This is a genomic window from Bacillus sp. FSL H8-0545 (genome assembly GCF_038006105.1).
Taxonomy (GTDB): Bacteria; Bacillota; Bacilli; order Bacillales; family Bacillaceae_G; genus Bacillus_A; species Bacillus_A cereus_U.
Genome location: NZ_JBBOUO010000001.1, coordinates 4,668,353 through 4,687,111, shown reverse-complemented (window position 1 = coordinate 4,687,111; position 18,759 = coordinate 4,668,353). Strand labels below are relative to the sequence as shown.

The window sequence follows — 18,759 nt, the reverse complement described above, 5'->3', positions numbered from 1 at the left end:
TGCGGTATTTTCGAAACAACGTTTTTTTATCTTGGAGGTAGGCAGAAATGAAAAGGCTATCATTTCAAATTCTTGTGTTTGTCTTTTGTATGATCGTTTCTCTTATTTTGTTTTATGTTATTGAGAAGCAAATATATAATCGAATCACGATTGTGGATGACAAACAAGCCGTTTTACAAAGAGTGAATGAATCCCTTCCTACTGAAGTGAAAGTAAGGCATGAGAAGTGGGGAGAAATTGTTGTAACGGATGAAGTTCGTTTGCATACGATTGTTTCATTCTTTGACCGAATTCGAGTAGAACCGAGAGAAGCGAGGAATCAAGAACAAGTATTTACTGGAGAAGTAACGTACTTGAATGGACATAAACGTACTTTTGCAGTAGGTGACTTGTTCCAGTATGAGGCTAATGTATACGGAAAGAATGGTACGGATCCGATGATCTCAGCATTGCAAACGTATTTGTTAAGTCTGTATTATACACCAGAGCGCATTAGTAATTTCTTTGCGGAGGCAAAGGAAGTTGTAGTGAGGCAGGGGGATGTAATACGTACTATAGATCTTACGCAAATATTTGATTCTATTCGATACGCAAAGCAAATTACAGATTACGGAGAAATTCAGAAATTATTACAATCACAGAATGAACCGATTGCTTATATTACTGCCTATAAAACAGGCAAGCGTGTAAAGAATGAGCGAGAGGATATTCTTACGATTTCTGTGTATCCATCGTACTTTGTTGTGCAATACCTCGGTGATAATAACGGGAATGTCATGTATATGAAAGGCTCTCTAGCAGAGTTATTCGTAAAGGAGAATGCGTCATGAGAAAGATAGCCTTTTTCTTCTTTTTGCTAGTAATTGGAGGAGCGATGTCTAGTTGCTCTCGAGATACAACCTCTATTAAATATAATAAAAGTGGTCTCCCTATTTTGGATGATCGTCATCTTGTTGCATATGTAGCGGCCCGCGAGGAAGTTGGTGAGGCATTGCTTTCATCATTTTGTAAACCGCGAGGATGTACGTATGAATTTATTCGTCTTTCGACAGAAGAACTTCTTCGAAGAGTGGAAGAGGAATCTGGAAATCCGAAAGCGGATATTATTATTGGCGGTACAGTAGATGCACATCAAATGATGAAGCAAAAAGATCTGTCTATTCCTGTGACGAGCCAGCATGCGAATCGTATTTCAAAAACTGTTAAAGATAAAGATGGTTATTGGTACGGTTACGAAGTAGAGAAATTGGCAATCGCAATTAATAAAGAGCGGTGGAACGAAGAAATAGCACCGCTCGGTCTACCGTATCCATCCAGGTGGCAAGATTTATTAAACTCTGCGTACACTGGAAAGATTGTTATGCCAGATCCAAATGTTTCGGGTACTGCATATACGTTTTTTCAATCACTTATTGATACTTTAGGTGAAGAGGAAGCGAAGGCGTATGTGAAGCATCTTGCAGGACAGGTTGGAGAAGTAACAGTGAATGGTTACATACCAGCAGAACTTGTGGCAAGTGGTGAATATATGATAGGCATCAATTTTATGGGAGATCAGAGAATGCTTCAAAAACGAGGCTTTCCTATTTTAAGTAACGAACCTGAGCAAACAGGTTTGTCTGTCAATGCGATTTCAAAACTAAAACGTGCGCCGAGTGGTATTATTGCGGATTTATTTATTGATTATTGTTTATCAGAAGAAGCGGGGCATATTCTAGAAAAAGTGTCGTTTGGTGTACCAACGATGTTTGCGAAGAACGAGAAAGAAATAGAAGGCCAGCCAGTTAGAAGGACGAACCAAAATATATCAAATAGTGGAATAATCGAGATATGGAATAGACAGCGTCTCTCTCAAAAGTGAGAAAAGGAGACGAAAAAATATGTTTAAATGGCTTAAGCCAGCACCTGCAATTGAGAGATTACCAGCGGATATGATCGCTAAAGTATATACATTACTGCGTATTCGTGTACTAATTGGAATTTCAGTTGGGTATGCTGCTTATTATTTAGTTCGTAGTAACTTTACGTTATCAAGTACGTATTTAGTACAAGAATATGGTTTTAGTACAGCTCAAATTGGACTACTAGGTTCAGTAATGGCAATTGTTTATGGATTTAGTAAGTTTTTTATGGGGAATTTATCAGATAAAGCTTTTGCCCAGCGCTTTATCGCAGTCGGATTATTCTTATCAGGGCTTGTAAATATCTGCTTCGGATTTGCAAATTCATTTGGAATGATTGTTACATTACTTGTCCTGAACGGTATTGTACAAGGTATGGGAGCACCACCTTGTAGTATCGTTATGACAAAATGGTTCTCGAAGAAAGAGCGTGGTACGAAAACAGGTATTTGGAATATTTCACATAACGTTGGCGGAATGCTTGTACCACCACTTGTCGGAATCGGTGTAGGTATTTTCGGTGAAAACCATTGGCAAGGCGGCGTGTTTATTTTCCCAGCTATTATCGCAATGGTAATTTCAGTTCTTGTTTGGATTAATGCGAAGGATACACCAGAATCGGAAGGTCTTCCTCCGATTGATGAGTATCGTAATGACTATGAAAATCTTGAAAAAGCAGATAATGCTAACAAGATGTCACCAAAAGAAATTTTAATGAAATACGTAGTGAAAAATAAATTTGTATGGTTCTTATGTATTGCGAATGCATTTGTTTATTTAATTCGTTTCGGTGTTATTAACTGGGTTCCACTTTATTTAACGACAGTTAAAGGTTTTTCAAAAAATGAAGCACATGCAGCATACGCAATCTTTGAAGGTATGGCAATTCCAAGTTCATTAATTGTTGGTCTTTTAAGTGATAAATTATTTAAAGGGAAACGTATGCCATTGTGTATTATTAGTATGGTTGGAGTTGTTATTGGTACGTTTGTATATTGGCAAGCAACTAGCGTACTTGTTGTAAGTATTGCAGTTTCTATTATCGGATGTTTAATTTACGTACCACAGTTCTTAATCGGTTTAAGTGCGATGGAATTAGTACCGAAATTTGCAGTAGGTACGACAGTTGGTATGTGTGGTCTGTTCGGTTATGTGGGCGGAAGTCTTGTAGCAAACGCAGCAATTGGTGTTATTGTTGATCGTTCTGGCTGGGATGGTTGCTTTATCTTACTATTAACAGGTGCAATTTTATCAACAGTCTTCTTGTTCATCGTTCAACGTGGACATGAGAGAAAAGCTCCTAAAGCGGTGTAATATTTTGTTTGAAAAGCTATCCAATTTTCATCTTGGATGGCTTTTTCTATATAATATAATCTTTCCTTAAAACTATCTTAAAAGATAAGATGTCATATTTCTAATCATTGGAATTTTTGTTACAATATAAATGAATGTGTAAAACTTTGTAAAAAGATTGTAATAATATACAATTATTTTTCGGAAAGTTTTATACAATTGTGGTGTTTATTAAACTATTAATTTATAAAGGGAGAGAGACTATGTTACCAAATACGGTTCGTACTCCAAACAAGAAGAAGAAATGGATTATTATCGGGGTTATTGCACTAATTGTTATTGTTGCAGCAGTTAATATTTTTGTTATGCAAGGTAAGAAGAAAGGCACAGCGAAGTCAGATGCTGTAAGTTTTGAGAAAGTGACAGAGCGTAAGCTTAATAATACGAAATTAATTTCTGGTCAGGTGAAGCCAGGGAATATTGAAAGTTTCTATGCAGATCCGACTAAAGGAAAAGTGAAAGATATTGAAGTGAAAGAAGGACAAGAGGTAGAAAAGGGAACGAAATTATTCTCTTATGATAATGAAGAAATTAATCTGCAAATGAAGCAAGCTGAGCTTGATCAGAAGATGGCTGATATGCGTTATGATCAAGGGAAAAAGAAGATTGATTCGTTGAAGAAAGAAATTAAGAAGGTGAAAGATAGCGGGGCTGGGAAAGAAGTAACAGACCCAATGGAAGAGCAAGTAAGTGAATTAGAAATGACACAAAAAACAACTGACCTTGAGAAGGAAAAAGGAAAGTTACAAAAAGAAGAGTTAAATAAAAAACAGAAAGAACTTACGATTTATAGTAATTTTGCTGGTGTTGTACAGAAGTTAGATAAAGATGCAGCGCAAAGTTCATCCCAAGCTTTAGGTGGCCAAGGAAAAGCATTCTTACAAGTAGCTTCTAAAGATCCGTTCCAAGTTCAAGGGACTTTAACAGAACTTCAAAAGTCACAAATTCAAAAGGATCAAACGTTTACTGTAACTGCGAAAGCAAATAATAAGAAGAAGTGGACAGGTAAAATTACAGAAGTAAGTGAATTCCCAACGAGTGCAGAGATGGCTCAAGCTGGTGGTGTAGGCGAAGCGACTCAAAATATGTCTCAATATACATATAAGGCAAGCCTTGATAGCCAAGATGGTTTATCTCCAGGGTACCATGTTTCATTGCAAGTAAATTTAGAGAATAAGACGATGATTGCTGTCCCAAGTAAGAGCATTGTAGAAAAAGGCGATGATGCATTTGTTTATGTTGAGGATAAAGGAAAACTTCGTAAACAAAATGTGAAAAAAGGTTCTACTGATGGAGATTGGACAGAGATTACTGAAGGCGCAAAAGTGGGGCAAAAGGTGGTTAAAAATCCTTCCGACGACGTGTATGACGGAATGGAAGTGAAAGAGAAATGATTACGTTAAATAATATTGCTAAAACGTATTATCAAGGGAAATTGGCAGTGCCGATTTTGCACGGTATTAGTTTAACGATTCAGAGCGGTGAATTTGTTTCGATTATGGGACCGTCTGGTTCTGGTAAATCAACGCTTATGAATATTATCGGTTGTTTAGATCGTCCAACAGAAGGCGAATATATGCTGAATGATGTGAATATCTTAACAGCAGACGAGTCAAAGCTTGCCTTAATTCGTAATGAGTATATCGGTTTTGTTTTTCAGCATTTTAATTTGCTGCCACGTCTTTCAGCGGTAGAAAATGTTGAACTTCCGCTCGTATATGGTGGCGTGAAGAAAGCAGAGCGTCGTCAAAGAGCTCTGGAAGCACTTGGTAAAGTTGGTTTGTCCGACAGAGTTCATCATTTGCCGAATGAGTTATCAGGTGGACAGAAGCAGCGTGTCGCTATTGCGAGGTCGATTGCGAATAACCCAACGTTCATTATGGCAGATGAGCCGACAGGTGCGCTTGATACGAAGTCTGGTGAGCAAGTTATGGACATTTTCACGAAGCTCAATGCAGAAGGTACGACAATTGTTATGGTTACGCATGAAGAAGAGGTTGCGGCTTATTCTTCTCGCCGTATTGTACTGAGGGATGGGAAAATTACAGAAGATAGAAGGTGTGCGGTATGAGTTTACTAGATAGTATAAAAATCGCCTTATCTTCTATTCTAGCTCATAAACTGCGTTCTGCTCTGACGATGCTCGGTATTATTATCGGTGTTGGTTCTATTATTACTGTCGTTGCAATTGGGCAAGGTGGGGAAGCGATGCTGAAGTCGAAATTCGCAGGTTCTGGCGGTAATAACCTTATGCCAATTCAATTTAAACCAGATATTAATGATGAGTTTGCTATGGGTGGATTTGAAATACCAAAGTTAACTGAAGAGGATATTTTGGAAGTAAAACAAGTGAAAGATGTTTCACACGTTATTACGACAAACCAGAATTCAGAGGTACTTGATGTAAATGATAAAAAAGCAAATCTGAATGTTATTGGTCTTGATAATGAATATTTTGCAGTTAATAAAGTAAAGGTCGTAAAGGGACGTACTTTAAATGAATCAGATATTTCTCATGCAAATAACGTTGTGATGATTAGTACAAAAACAGAAGAGACTTTATTTAAGGACGTAAACCCAGTTGGACAAATTATTGAGATGAAGGGGCAGCCGATGCAAATTATTGGTGTGTATAGATCCGATAATGAGTTTATGGGCTTTGAAATGGAAGAAGCGTTAATCCCCCTTACGTTATGGCCTGTTTTATACGGAACAGATGATATTCAAAATATCGCAATTCAAGCTAAAAATGTAGACGATTTAGAATCCGCTGGGAAACAAGCTGTTGATGTATTAAATAGTCGTAAGCCAAGTGAAATTCCAGGTAAATATGAACTGGTGAATTTAAAAGAATTCCAAGAAAATGTTTCTAAAGTTACTAATATCATGACGATGATTATCGGCGGTATCGCTGGTATTTCATTAGTCGTTGGCGGTATTGGAGTTATGAACATCATGCTCGTATCTGTAACGGAGCGTACGCGTGAAATTGGGATACGTAAAGCACTTGGAGCAACGCGTAGTAAAATTTTATTACAGTTTTTAATTGAAGCCGTTATGTTAACGCTTCTAGGTGGTTTAATCGGAATTGGTCTTGGATATGGTGGGGCATATATCGTTTCTACATTCGCAAAATGGCCACCGCTCGTTTCATGGGAAGTTGTCGTTGGAGGCGTACTGTTCTCTATGACACTAGGTATTATTTTCGGATTAATTCCAGCAAACAAAGCTGCGAAGTTAGATCCGATTGAAGCACTACGTTATGAATAAGTTGTAGTAGAGAGGACTCTCTACTATACATTACCGTTCTAGTGGGCGGTTCGTAGCCTCTATGTGAGGAAGTGAACCGCCCGTTAGAACGGGATATAAATAGAAGGAGGCGTTATAATGGAAATGAATATTAATACGCAAGATGAAGGTGCGAAGAAGCCGTCATTATTTGGAATGGTTACTTCTCCAGGCTTACAGTTTGAGAGAATGAAGACGAAAAGCCCAGTCTGGGGAGGATTTTTCTTATTTCTTTTAATGGGGACAATCTTATCAGCAGCGGTAGCTTATTTAGGGTTACTTAATACTCCGGAGCTAGCGAAGCTGGTTAAGGATGATGCGACGGGGATAATGAAGTGGACCACACTTGGATTTGGAGCTATTGGAGGTCTAGTTGGAACAGCTGTTGGTCTTTTTGTAGTAGCAGGATTTTATAAAGTTATTATGATGTTTATGAGCAATGATACTCCATATATGAAGATATTATCTATTTATATATATGCCAATGTTGTCTTTTATGTTGGTAGTCTTCTTAATGTAGCTTTAGGATATATTCTTGGTGGGAATGGTGCTGATAAATATACAAGTTTAGGGCCTTTATTTGAACAAGGAACAATTGCATATGGCATTGGTTCTGCATTTGAAGTCTTTAACATTTGGAGCTTAATTTTAACTGGCTTAGGCTTGCATATCGTTGCTGGTTTAAGTAAAAAACAAGCAATAATTTTAATTTCTATATTCTTTATCCTTACAATTGGGTTTAGTATGTTAGGCGGTATGTTCTCTGACTTTGGCGCATAATATGTTATTTTGAAAAGGTGACTCTTCCTAGAGTCACCTTTTTTGTTTTTACCCCTATTTCAAGTTAACCCCATTCAAGTTTCAATATAAAATGATTTGGATTATTAATGATACATTTAACCTAACGGCTTTTTCTACGACTGTAAACCCTTATACTTACAAGCTCGTCGACATTCTATCCATATTTTTTTATGTTAGATGGATACACATATTAGTTTGATTGATCAAAAGAAATCTAAGAATATTTTTGAAATTATTGGTATCAGCTTTGACTAACAAAGCGTAAGTTCTGACTAAGTTGATATCAGCCTTATCTAACAAAGCGTAAGTTCTGACTAAATTGATATCAGCCTTATCTAACAAAGCGTAAGTTCTGACTAAGTTGATATCAGCTTTATCTAACAAAGCGTAAGTTCTGACTAAATTGATATCAGCCTTATCTAACAAAGCGTAAGTTCTGACTAAGTTGATATCAGCTTTATCTAACAAAGCGTAAGTTCTGACTAAGTTGATATCAGCCCTATCTAACAAAGCGTAAGTTCTGACTAAATTGATATCAGCTTTATCTAACAAAGCATTAGTTCTGACTAAGGTAATATCAGTTTTATCTAACAAAGTGTCATTTTTAAAAAGATGGAGGAATTTATTACACCATAAGAGCTGTGTTTTTATTCACTGATTATCATGAAAAAGTTTTTTGTTTGTAAAATAGGTGGACTATTGTCTCGTTATTTTTGAGGTATTTTATGGACATGTATAAGTTCATTTTTTTAAAAACGGCTATAAATCAACTTCTTTTATGCAAAAATGATAGAGTCTCGTAAAAAGTGTGTCAAAAAAGTACACACTTTTTATGAGACTTTTGTCTACTTGTCTGTGCTACCTTAAAACCGTTTCGGTAGATATGGTGACCTCTATGAGGTTAGTTTGCAGTGTTCTCTTTTATATGGAAAAGCGTAATAAACGTTGATACATCAATATTTTTGTTGCTTTTTGTATATTGATGGCGTGAAAATAAAAGTAACTTAATACGAACGGAAAAGAAAAAAGGGTGTTATCTATACCTAGAAGTCTTGTAAACGTATAGGGCATTTGGGTATACCTTTTAAAAACGGGTATTGTGTGAAGCCAGAGGCTTTTGTAGATACGGTTGTTTTGTAAGAAGGTATGATTGCAAATCAAATAAAGAGGTTAAATATTTATCAAGATTATGAAGAGTATTATCACTGTGGTTTAATTGGTCTTTGGTATGCAAAGGGAGTTTTCCTGCTTATGCTGTCGTAACGGTACGTGGTTATATATTGGAAAGGTTGAAGAAAGAACGTGTAGTACAAGAGAGGCACATTATTTCAGAACGATTTTTTGCAGGTGAAAAGATGGGAGAGATAGCCATTGAAATGGGGATGACGTACTATCAAACGAGATGGTTATATCGACAAGCGCTTGAGAAAATGCGAGATAGTGTAAGGGGATAAGAATAATAAATAGAATGGAAGGCAAGGAAAATATTGCTTTCCATTCTATTAATTTTAAGGCAGTAAATGTAGCATGAGGTTTTTTTAAGTGTAGTGAATCTTGCGCGTTCATCCGTGATAATACATATCCAGCTTTCAATACTTGCTGTCTTAACTTATGGGAACTTATTCGTATTGTTACGGTAGTTCGGTTTAAAAAATGAATTTTAGCTTTTTTAGTTTTTTTGAAAAACTCTATATCATTTATATGGTTATAGAACGACCAAATACAGTTTGGAGACGAAGGAGATTCTGTTGGGAAAGTAAAAATATATTCCCTATGATTAATTGGAATCGGAACATTCTGTTTGAAATTAAATTTTGCTTGGACTGCAGCACGTCTACCTTGATAAGTAGAATGAACACTTGTTAGACAAGATTCCTTTATGAGTTGGAGAGCTGTTTGGCATGAGTACAGGTGGTTTTCTCACTACTGTCGATAATTTTTGTACGTTAATAAGGGCGTTTGTATGGCTCAAGCATCTTTGTAGAACTAGAAATAAAAATATTACTTTCATTATCCATAATTCTAAATCCTCCCTTATAAAAAGTTTCGTATTCCGGATATAATTATATATAAATTATGTAAATTCAATATTAATCTTCTGTTGCGTATTGTAAATTTTTGTTGTTCGTTTACAATCAATAGATGATAGTCTTTCTAATTTGCATCGCTTGTACATATATATGAAAATAGAAAAGAGTAGGCGGTGATATAGCATGAAGAAAAAGTATATTATTATGGCTCTAGCTGTTGTTCTCTTAGTTTATTTAGCAAACAGTAATCCGAGTAAGGGAGAATATACGGATTGGGCAGCAAAACAATTTATGAAGCGTAATGATGTGAGTAAGAAGCTAGAAGAGGTTGAGAAAGAAAACAAAGAGGGTCTCCTTGGCGACTTAGCATCGGCGGGAAAAAAATTGGCAAATAAGTATGTTGAACCACAAGTTGGATTATTAATCGACCATTATACAAAGCGAAATGATTATATGTTCTTCTCAACATATACGACAGAGTTTGATTTAGGCGGAGAGAATTATAAGTATGTTTGTGTTGGTTTTTCAAACATCTTTATTCCAATTGAAATGCCGAAGAAAAAAGACGAATCTGCAAAATAATGCAGATTCATTTTTTTGATTTACGGAGTAATTTGAACTTCAGATACAGTTTTTTCGGTTCTGGTGCAAACACTCCAAAACGCTTGTAAATAACCTCTTAAACTTGCAAATACTGATACTAGTACTCTAAAAAAGGATGTGATTGGTATGGAAGAGCAAAATCTATTCAAGTGGAAACATTATCAACCGGATATTATTGTATTAACCGTGAGATGGTACCTACGGTACAACCTCAGTTTTCGTGATTTAGTCGAAATGATGGAAGAACGCGGGCTATCCCTTCCTCAAAACAATTTGACCTCTCGTCAAACGAAACTACCCTTTCGCTAGACTAAGCTAATGCTTTATGAGAATGAACGGATACTTCGCTAAACTGAGCTGATTTTCGTTAGACTGTGGACAAAAATTAAAACCTTATGATAAAACAAAACTATAACTACATTGAATTGAGCAAAAAACTAAATTTATGGTATAATAAGTCCGTCAAAAAAATAAAAAAATCCTCTCGGTGTTGGTCGCACCAAAAGGATTGAATAAATCTAATCTACATATAATTTAGATAATTAAATTAAAAGTTATTATTTAAAGTCAAGTTCTTGAGAGGAACTTGTCTTTTTTATTTTTATCAAATTTATACTCAGACACAACACTCACATCGAAAAACAAGGAGGTGAATTGCATGAACGATAGCAAAGAATTTTGTCCTCATTGCAACGCTAATTTGCAAGGCGATTCAATTCCTAAAGAATCACAAAAATCCTATAATGCAACTCATTTCACAAGGAAAATAGGAATCACACACATTGCACTCGATAGAATCATGCAATGGCAATGCCCTGACTGTCTCAAAAAGTGGGAGGTTTAATTCTTCCTCTCTTTTTCATAATAAGGTTTTACCACTTGCTCTATATAGGCTTCTACAGTTTCAAAACTAGCATTTAGCCTTTCGTATATCTTCTGTGGTGATTGTCCACGGTCATAACGACTCCATATGGCCCTTATAATAACTGGAGGTAAGGCTTCATAATTTCTAATACTTTTCAGTTTTTTAGTCCAATTACTATTTCTCTTATGAACCATTATTCATTGCCTTGTTGTTTGTTTCGTTGGTCTATAACACTTGCTATAGCTTCTGCTGCAAGACTCGCTGAAGCTTTATTTTCTTCTTTCGAAATACGCCAATCACCTGTTTCCTTCCCCACTTTTACATATTTTCTAATGGCTTCATAACTGATATCTATACCCGATAATACAAGCCCTTCATGAATATCTTTTAATTTATAACCTTGTTCCCACGCTTCTTTAATTGTTTCTTTAACTGGTGTAGTTAGAACTCTTTCTTTTATCATTCCTTTTTGTTGGTTTTTACGGAATTTGTAATATTGCTCTAATAATCGTTTGTGTTGAGCCTCTATTTTTTTATATTCTTCTTCCAACTTCTTTTGATTTTTTTCTAACTTCTCAATCCGATCCGTTTTCTCTTTAATAATATTTTTTTGTTGTTCAATGTTTTTTTCAGCTACCATTTTTTCTAACATTGTTTGGTCTAATGTTCTTATCATTCTGTCCATTTTATATTTTGACCAAATGATGTTTTGACTCCCAACCGAACCGAAAATTTTAAATCCGAACCTGGCGTTTTTCTTAACTGAAGTTTCATCAGTTCCAACCAACTTATCGATTAGTTGTTTAGATTTGATTTCTAGATCTTTTTCCATTTCCATTCACCACTTTATATTTTTATAGTTAATTTCATAATACAACTTTAAGTTGTATTGCGTCTATACTTAACTAACAAATCCGGTGGTTCTTGGCTATCGAAATCGGATAAGCTACATTGACGAGGGAATAGGGAAAACCCCAATGATTAAAGTCTCACTTTATAGATTAGAAAGATCAAGTGCTTACAAGTTGTACAGCATGAAGTGGTGATCCTTGTAATGAAGCAAGAGCACGTGCTACAGCATGTACTTTCCCTAAATCTGCATTTGTTTTAACATGTTTGAATTGCTTGTTCTTAAAAACTGTTTTTCCGTTCTTGTCTAATCCACCGTTTAATACGAGACGTAAAGTTAAGTCCATAACGATCGTTTCAACTGCCATGTTTATCACCCGCTTTCGCTTTATAAATAGGGAGTAAATGTCATGTTTTGGCGTGAAATTTTTTCTTTTTTTTGGTACTCTTAATAGAGCAAGAGAGGGGCTTACGGAAGAATGAATCGTAAATGGTTATTTTGGATTCCTGTATTAGTATGGATGGGGATTATTTTCTATTCCTCAGCACAGCCATATAAAAAACAGGATATGCGCTCGGATATTGAGCAATCTGCAAATGTTGAGTTTGTGAAAGAGCATTTTTCAGGGGTATCTATCGATTATGGCGGAGGTACACCTGTTAGTATCGCAAATAAAGGTGTAGGTGGTTTTATCGAGTTTTTCCTTCGTAAAGGTGCTCATTTTACGGTGTTCTTTATACTCGGCTCATTGACGTATTATGCTTTTTATAAATCTGGTTACTCGAGAAAAAGGTGCTTTATATATGCACTTCTTTTCGTTGCGGGATATGCAATATTTGATGAAATTCATCAAGGGTTAACAGGAGGCCGTACACCGATGTGGCAGGATTCATTGCTTGATACGTGCGGCGGGTTAACAGGAATTATAATAAGTAATTGGTTTTGGCATAGAAAAAGGAGCTAATCTCATTTAGAGATTGCTCCTTTTTTGTTTATCCCGCTATTTGTGGGAGCCTTGCTGCCCGTAAAAAAACAGATTGGTGAGGGCTAATAATCAGTGGGGGATGGAACCCCCCACTGATTAAAGTTTCACTTTATACACCAAGTAATTCTTTTAGTTCGTCTGTTGATAGTTCGGTCATCCAGCTGTCGCTTGTAATGACGGCGTTGTTTAATGATTGTTTTCGTTCTAACATTTCATCAATTTTCTCTTCGAGTGTTCCTGTTGTAATCAGTTTGTGAACGTGAACGAAGCGTTTTTGACCAATACGATATGCACGGTCTGTTGCTTGGTTTTCTACAGCAGGATTCCACCAGCGGTCATAGTGAATGACATGGTTGGCAGCAGTTAAGTTTAATCCTGTTCCGCCGGCCTTTAACGATAAGATGAAGATGTCATACGTTCCGTTTTGGAACTGCTCAATCATCTTGTCACGCTCTTTCTTTGGTACACTCCCGTTTAAGAAGAGGACGCGCTGACCAAATGTTTCTTCTAACATACTTTTTAGCATGTTCCCCATGCCAATGTACTGAGTGAAGATTAAGCAACTTTCATTTTGGTCTTTTATATTTTCGATGAGCTCCATTACCGTTTTTGTTTTCATAGAGCGCTCGATGATATTTTGTGGTTCTTCTTCTTTCAAATAAAGGGCTGGATGGTTACAAATTTGTTTTAGCTTGTTCAGCATAAGTAATATAAATCCGCGTCTTTCAATTCCGCTTAATCCTTCTACATTTTGCAATGTATCTTGAACAAGTTGTTCGTATAAGGAAGCCTGTTCACCAGTTAGTGGACAATAAGCTTTCTGTTCTTGTTTATCTGGTAAGTTTAATGCGACTGTTTGATCTTTCTTCGTACGACGCAGTAAAAACGGCGAGATAAACCGCTGAACTTGCTGGATTTTTCCTTCATCGCGGTCCTTTTCAATCGGTGTGACGAAGCGGCGCTGGAATTGTCCTAAGCTTCCGAGATACCCATGATTGATAAAGTCGAAAATAGACCAAAGCTCAGCAAGTCGGTTTTCCATCGGTGTACCGGTCAAAGCAATTTTATGATTTGCTTGTAAGTTTCTTACTGCTTTCGACTGTTTCGTATGTGGGTTTTTTATATTTTGTGCTTCGTCTAAAATAACAGCGTCCCAGCATAACGTACTAAGTTCTTCTTCATCAAGCTGAGCTAATGCATAAGAAGTTAATATAACATCTGCTGATTGAAGAAAATCTTTAAATGACTCATCCTTAGCTCGGTTACTACCATAGTGTAACTGAACACGTAAACTTGGTGCGAAACGCTCAAATTCTTTTTGCCAATTTCCAAGGACTGATGTCGGTGCCACAATTAATGCAGGACCTGTTTGGAGATTGTTTTCTTTAGCGTATAGTAAGTAAGTTATCGTTTGAATACTTTTTCCGAGTCCCATATCATCGGCTAATAATGCTCCAAATCCAAGCTTTCGTAAGTATAGCAACCATTCAATCCCGTGTTGTTGATAAGGGCGGAGTGTTGCTTGTAGCGAAGATGGTGTATCTACTTTTGGAATATCTCCAATGTGCAGAAGCTTTTGGAAAAGTTCTTCATAATATCCATCTAGTTCGATTTCAATATCGGTAAACGGACTATCGTCTTCTACAATTTCTGTTTCCGCGGTGTTAGATAAATGTTGCTGCAATACGTCTTTCATTTCTAGTCCATATTTATCTGCACGGTTCATTAGTTTTTTTACTTCTTCAATAAAGGCAGGATCAAGTCTCATCCATTGACCATTTAAATTGAAAAGGCGTTTGTTCTGCTCAACAAGTTCAAAAAATTCGCTTTCTGATAAATCAATTCCATCCGTTGAAATGCGCCAGTCGAAATTAACGAGCGTATTCATGCCGAAGAAAGATTGTGTTTGTGCTGTGCTTTGCTTCAGCTGTACACGTAACTTCGGTTTTGTTGCTTTTAAATTTTGCCACCATGATGGTAGTAAAATTGTAATACCTGCTGCGAGTAATTCATTACTTGCTTCGGTTAAGAAGTTCCAAGCTTCCGTTTCAAAGAGTTCTTCTCGGAACTTGTCGTCCTCTTTTAGCCACGGTACGAGTTTACTGAATCCTTCTTGTGTTTCAAGGATACGTTCTTCGTAATCGTGCCATCGTTTTGGCAAGGAATCGATACTTTCATATACATATATGCGATGCGCACCACGTTTTGGTGTAACGATTGTTTCAAGCTTCCACATTTCAAATTCTTCTTGCGGTTCTTGTAGTCTTAAGCCGACTGTAAATGGAAGATCATCTTCAATGTAACCAATTTTTCGAAGCCAATCTTCTTCATGTAGTGCTGCTTCCAATTGCCTTTTCGTAAAGTCGTAATGTTCATATAGTCTCTTCGCATCTTCCCATCCGTCATTTGAGCGAGCATCTTGCAAAATACTTTCGTTCACAGCGGCAGAGAAAAGAGATGCTAACATGTTATCTTCAATTGAGGTATTCTGAACTTTCCAAGATGGCTGCTGAGACCAATGCTTCATGTCAGGTGCGAAGCTGCCGCTGACGAAAGCGTCCCATAATTCACTTGCGTCCTTTGTAAGTGCCGTAATAGGACCGTTCATTTGCATATTTGCAAATGAATTCATCGGTTTATTTGCGATGTATTCAAATGCCTGTGCATTCGTTAACATAACGCCTTGTTTTCCCTCATACGTTGCTTCTTTTAAAAACGTTCCGTAGAAGGAAGTAGAGTGCCATGCAAATGCATTTTTTTTCCAAGTTGCTACGGATAAGAGCGTACCGCTATCATCTTCTCCCCAAAGGAACCAACCTTGACTAACGTGCTGGAGCCTAATTGTTACTTCAGTTTGTATGATCATCGATTAATTTTCCTCTCCGTAATTCCTCTTGTAGTGCACGCAGACGTGAATGTAAGTTAGCGATATGAATAATGAAAGAATCCCATTCATCAGTTCGCTTCAGTCGTTTATAAAGCATACGTAATTTCTTTAAGTAACGAACGGCACGTTTATATGATTTGCGATTTCGCTCTTCAATTGCTTCCATTGCGGCATGGTGATAAAGAGGAAGTGCTGCTTCGGGCGCTTCTTTTTCAATATCTTTCAATGGTTCTTTCAAAAGTTCGATTACTTCGAATCCATATAAGAGCTGAAGTTCCGTCCATGCATGGTATTGTTTCTTCGCTAGTACGTATTGTTCATAATTTGTGAAACTATACGGTAATAGTTCTTGTAAAATCATTTCTAATCCCGCTTGTTCATTCGTATGCGTTGCATATGTCTCATACATCATCACAAATAATCGAACGATATCTTGTATGAAGACGGTATTCTCTTGTTCCGTTATCGTTTCTTTTACTTGTTTATAAGTAAAGGAAAGCCAGCTTTTAGCACGGTCCCACTGCATCGCACTTAATAACTCTTCTAACCAATAGAAGTAAAGGCTCACAACAGAAGCAGGCTGTTTTTTGAGTAATTCCATTGCCGATAAGTCTTCATTATTTAAAAAGAGCAGATGAGAAGATGCTAATGCTTTGGAAAGTGGATTGATTTTAGTATCGATTCGTTTTTCTTCTTCTTGTAGCTGCTCTTCTGTTCTTAACAGTTCACCCCATACGTGACGATAAATGAAGAATCGCTCTTGTGTATAGGCATCGGTAGAGAAGAATGCTTCATGTATGAGCCGCGCTGTTTCTTGTAAAATCGGTTTGGATTCTTCTGGAATCTCCTCTGTTTTTAGGTCCCTAACGGTAGATTCAACTTTATCAACGAATAGGCGAACGACGTTAACTGGTTGGTGATAAGAATATAGTTTGTTTGCTTCAAATTCTTGAATTTCTTCTAATAATTTTTGAAAGCAATAAAGTGCCGCGTGCAACTTAAATAATTCATGAATAGCAACGATGCGCGGAGCTTTCCGTTCTAATTTTGTATAGAAGTCTGTAAAAAGACTCATAAGAAAATACATTTGTTTATAAGTGAGCCGCGCTTGTTCTTTTTTAAATGATTCATATTCATTTTCAAAGTATGTTTGCCAACTTTTATAATCCAGTTCTTCAAAAGCTGATGATTGCAATACTTGTCGTGCAGTTCGAATAGGAGGAAGAGAAGGTTTTGTATTATTTTTGAATAAAGTTAATACATCTCCTACTTGCCCAAAACTAGAAGCTGCAGATAGTAACACAGCAAGCATATGCTCACATTGCGTTGGCGCGAAGCAATCGCAATAGCTTTCAGTGACATTACGAATCGGGATGTGAACGCTATATACACTGCCTTCAGCATTTACAGTTCCGGATAGCGTATAGCCATCAAAGTCAACGTTATAGACAACACCACTACGATATAGGTGCCGAGCTGTAGCGACATGCTCCTGATCAGCAACTTGCTGTGGATCAAGCCCTTGAACGAACTCATTCGCAATCATCATAATTTCATCTTTCGTAATTGAGTCTTGCAGCATAATATTCCTCCGTACACAGATTTCTTTCCTTTACCATTATAAACAAAAAATGCTCAAAACAGAAAAAATGAAATTTGGATTACAATAATCGGAAATCATGGTAATATATATAATGTTAATTTTATATATTAATATATATTTATATAGAGAATCGACTTGTCAGATTTACAGACGAAATTAGGTAGTGGAATGAATAAGTTACAAGAGGGAATAGAACAAGGAAAGCAGAAGTTGCAAATTGCACAAGAAATTGCTCAGTTGAAAAAAGGAATGCAAGTGCAAATGCAGAAAAAAGCAGAAGTTTTATTAGAGCTCGGACAACAGGTATATGTTCAACTAAGAGGAAACGGAGTAAATGAAGCGAGTTTAAAAGAAGTGATTGCTCCAATTCAAGAGTTTGATGTTGCTATGTATCAAGCAAGAAAACGAATAGTTGAATTGCAAAAACAATAAGGCGAGAAAGCTACTTGTGAATGTGGTGGGTCTTTATCAATAAATGATAAGTTCTGTGGTTCATGTGGAAATCATAACCCGATGTTAGCAGTAGAAAGTAATAGTGAAAAGGAAAATTGTATTACATGTAATGAGTATATTGATAAAAACTCTACTTACTGCCCGGTTTGTGGAATTAAGCAAAGTGGGGAGTGAATAAGATGTATTGTCGTACGTGCAATTGCATTAAACGATTTTAGTTTAATTGAAAATGATTATGATAAGAGCGGGAAATCGTATAAGGAAGACCGTGATTACTTACAATATCTACAGAAAAAAGGAATTACAGAAGATTTATTGACAATGAATATTCGTAATGTAGAACGTCAAAGTGCGACGAAATATAAAGTAACGACATATGAAGAATATCATATTCGTTATGGTGATGGCTCTGTAAAATTCAAGAGCTTTAATAATGACCATATCGTTACTGTTAATGGAAATGGAAAGATGTTGTACCATTCTCTTGGAGCGAATAATACGCTGAAATCAAAGGATGTATCTGGTCCGACTCGTTAATATAAGAAAGAGGCTGTTCAATTTTGAACAGCCTCTTTTTTAGGTAGCGCTGCTATTGTCAATCTTTGTCGGTAAATCGATATTCCATGTCGAACCGTTGATATATTGTAAGTTATGATAGATATAATTGAAAAATCGTTGATATATTGCGAGTTACGATAGATATATTCGAAAAATCGTTGATATAATTTCCTTTACTCGTGTTCACGAAGGGAAAATAAAAAGGATGTCACCTAGTTGAACTTTTTTACTAGGTGACATCCTTTTTTGTAATTAGAAGCGTGCTTCCTTTAATATCGCTTGTACATATGGATCATTTAATATTTGTTCTATGAGCGGTAGCATTTCTTGTTCGAATGGAATATCAATAGGGAATGGCTTTTGAGAGCCTGGTTTTATTCCGTATTGTACGAGTTTGTAATGTGTATTTTCTTCATGGCTGAGCACAATTAATTTATAGCGATTGTCATCGTTTGCGAGTGAGAAGTCAATTGCGATTGCATCGTATGTTACATCATCTTTATATATGTACGGCTTTGGTGTACCGACCCAGTCTACTTTTGCTTGTACGTTCATGGACATAACCTCCTTATAGCTATTATA

General features: G+C 36.5%; 17 protein-coding genes and 5 pseudogenes. 14 read left to right on the top strand and 8 right to left on the bottom strand.

Translation table 11 applies throughout. From position 1 onward, the window contains the following. The first annotated feature begins 47 nt into the window (after positions 1-47). From MHI07_RS24655 to MHI07_RS24625, 7 genes are all read left to right on the top strand, one after another. Positions 48-830, top strand: a complete 783-nt coding sequence (locus MHI07_RS24655) for a DUF3919 family protein (RefSeq protein ID WP_000826651.1) — start codon at positions 48-50, stop codon at positions 828-830. After that, entirely contained in the window at positions 827-1,861 is a 1,035-nt protein-coding gene (locus MHI07_RS24650; protein WP_001225622.1) for an ABC transporter substrate-binding protein, read from the top strand. The genes MHI07_RS24655 and MHI07_RS24650 overlap by 4 nt, the downstream gene beginning before the upstream one ends. A 19-nt stretch (positions 1,862-1,880) precedes the next feature. Beyond that, positions 1,881-3,215: an MFS transporter gene (locus MHI07_RS24645; RefSeq protein ID WP_215580174.1), complete on the top strand. Its 1,335-nt coding sequence runs from the start codon at positions 1,881-1,883 to the stop codon at positions 3,213-3,215. Between the two features lie 242 nt (positions 3,216-3,457). Next, positions 3,458-4,648, top strand: a complete 1,191-nt coding sequence (locus MHI07_RS24640) for an efflux RND transporter periplasmic adaptor subunit (RefSeq protein ID WP_199672807.1) — start codon at positions 3,458-3,460, stop codon at positions 4,646-4,648. Further along, on the top strand, positions 4,645-5,325 hold the full coding sequence (locus tag MHI07_RS24635; protein ID WP_000631628.1) for an ABC transporter ATP-binding protein: 681 nt from the start codon (positions 4,645-4,647) through the stop codon (positions 5,323-5,325). The genes MHI07_RS24640 and MHI07_RS24635 overlap by 4 nt, the downstream gene beginning before the upstream one ends. Then, a complete protein-coding gene (locus MHI07_RS24630) occupies positions 5,322-6,524 on the top strand; it encodes an ABC transporter permease (RefSeq protein ID WP_000054366.1) in 1,203 nt (400 codons plus the stop codon). Before MHI07_RS24635 ends, MHI07_RS24630 begins: the two co-directional genes overlap by 4 nt. Before the next feature lie 117 nt (positions 6,525-6,641). Further along, the gene (locus MHI07_RS24625; RefSeq protein ID WP_105585678.1) at positions 6,642-7,322 is read left to right on the top strand and encodes a Yip1 family protein; all 681 of its coding nucleotides are present in this window, start codon (positions 6,642-6,644) and stop codon (positions 7,320-7,322) included. 189 nt (positions 7,323-7,511) lie between these two features. Here MHI07_RS24625 and MHI07_RS24620 read toward each other — a convergent pair whose 3' ends face one another. Continuing rightward, a complete protein-coding gene (locus MHI07_RS24620; RefSeq protein ID WP_340826689.1) occupies positions 7,512-7,937 on the bottom strand; it encodes a hypothetical protein in 426 nt (141 codons plus the stop codon). 552 nt (positions 7,938-8,489) lie between these two features. On the opposite strand from MHI07_RS24620, the pseudogene MHI07_RS24615 reads away from it, so the two are divergent. Further along, a pseudogene (locus tag MHI07_RS24615) lies at positions 8,490-8,797 on the top strand (sigma-70 family RNA polymerase sigma factor). A gap of 54 nt (positions 8,798-8,851) precedes the next feature. Here MHI07_RS24615 and MHI07_RS24610 read toward each other — a convergent pair. Then, positions 8,852-9,361: pseudogene (locus MHI07_RS24610) on the bottom strand (competence protein ComK). A gap of 195 nt (positions 9,362-9,556) precedes the next feature. On the opposite strand from MHI07_RS24610, the gene MHI07_RS24605 reads away from it, so the two are divergent. The 3 genes and pseudogenes from MHI07_RS24605 to MHI07_RS24595 all read left to right on the top strand — a co-directional run bounded on the left by MHI07_RS24605 (position 9,557) and on the right by MHI07_RS24595 (position 10,820). After that, positions 9,557-9,955: a DUF4359 domain-containing protein gene (locus MHI07_RS24605; RefSeq protein ID WP_070170703.1), complete on the top strand. Its 399-nt coding sequence runs from the start codon at positions 9,557-9,559 to the stop codon at positions 9,953-9,955. A 147-nt stretch (positions 9,956-10,102) separates the two neighbouring features. Further along, positions 10,103-10,252, top strand: a pseudogene (locus MHI07_RS24600) (IS6 family transposase); the annotation flags it as partial. A gap of 382 nt (positions 10,253-10,634) precedes the next feature. Beyond that, positions 10,635-10,820, top strand: a complete 186-nt coding sequence (locus MHI07_RS24595) for a hypothetical protein (protein ID WP_071769838.1) — start codon at positions 10,635-10,637, stop codon at positions 10,818-10,820. Here MHI07_RS24595 and MHI07_RS24590 read toward each other — a convergent pair. The 3 genes from MHI07_RS24590 to MHI07_RS24580 all read right to left on the bottom strand — a co-directional run bounded on the left by MHI07_RS24590 (position 10,817) and on the right by MHI07_RS24580 (position 12,058). Continuing rightward, the gene (locus tag MHI07_RS24590; protein ID WP_340826688.1) at positions 10,817-11,035 is read right to left on the bottom strand and encodes a hypothetical protein; all 219 of its coding nucleotides are present in this window, start codon (positions 11,033-11,035) and stop codon (positions 10,817-10,819) included. The two genes, MHI07_RS24595 and MHI07_RS24590, sit on opposite strands and share 4 nt — an antisense overlap. After that, positions 11,035-11,673, bottom strand: a complete 639-nt coding sequence (locus tag MHI07_RS24585; protein ID WP_215580171.1) for a hypothetical protein — start codon at positions 11,671-11,673, stop codon at positions 11,035-11,037. Before MHI07_RS24585 ends, MHI07_RS24590 begins: the two co-directional genes overlap by 1 nt. Before the next feature lie 178 nt (positions 11,674-11,851). Beyond that, a complete protein-coding gene (locus MHI07_RS24580) occupies positions 11,852-12,058 on the bottom strand; it encodes a DUF1659 domain-containing protein (RefSeq protein WP_097808671.1) in 207 nt (68 codons plus the stop codon). A gap of 111 nt (positions 12,059-12,169) precedes the next feature. On the opposite strand from MHI07_RS24580, the gene MHI07_RS24575 reads away from it, so the two are divergent. Continuing rightward, entirely contained in the window at positions 12,170-12,655 is a 486-nt protein-coding gene (locus MHI07_RS24575; RefSeq protein ID WP_001080721.1) for a VanZ family protein, read from the top strand. 130 nt (positions 12,656-12,785) lie between these two features. Here MHI07_RS24575 and MHI07_RS24570 read toward each other — a convergent pair whose 3' ends face one another. Both MHI07_RS24570 and MHI07_RS24565 read right to left on the bottom strand, forming a co-directional pair. Beyond that, positions 12,786-15,542 (bottom strand): DEAD/DEAH box helicase, encoded by a 2,757-nt coding sequence (locus MHI07_RS24570; protein ID WP_215580169.1) that lies wholly within the window; start codon positions 15,540-15,542, stop codon positions 12,786-12,788. Then, positions 15,526-17,145: an SWIM zinc finger family protein gene (locus MHI07_RS24565; protein ID WP_215580168.1), complete on the bottom strand. Its 1,620-nt coding sequence runs from the start codon at positions 17,143-17,145 to the stop codon at positions 15,526-15,528. Before MHI07_RS24565 ends, MHI07_RS24570 begins: the two co-directional genes overlap by 17 nt. Before the next feature lie 156 nt (positions 17,146-17,301). Here MHI07_RS24565 and MHI07_RS24560 point away from each other — a divergent pair. Both MHI07_RS24560 and MHI07_RS24555 read left to right on the top strand, forming a co-directional pair. Continuing rightward, a pseudogene (locus MHI07_RS24560) lies at positions 17,302-17,793 on the top strand (zinc ribbon domain-containing protein). A 15-nt stretch (positions 17,794-17,808) separates the two neighbouring features. After that, positions 17,809-18,156 (top strand): annotated as a pseudogene (locus tag MHI07_RS24555) (TcaA NTF2-like domain-containing protein); the annotation flags it as partial. A 273-nt stretch (positions 18,157-18,429) separates the two neighbouring features. Here MHI07_RS24555 and MHI07_RS24550 read toward each other — a convergent pair. Continuing rightward, entirely contained in the window at positions 18,430-18,732 is a 303-nt protein-coding gene (locus tag MHI07_RS24550) for a DUF3910 family protein (protein ID WP_070170694.1), read from the bottom strand. Positions 18,733-18,759 lie beyond the last annotated feature (27 nt).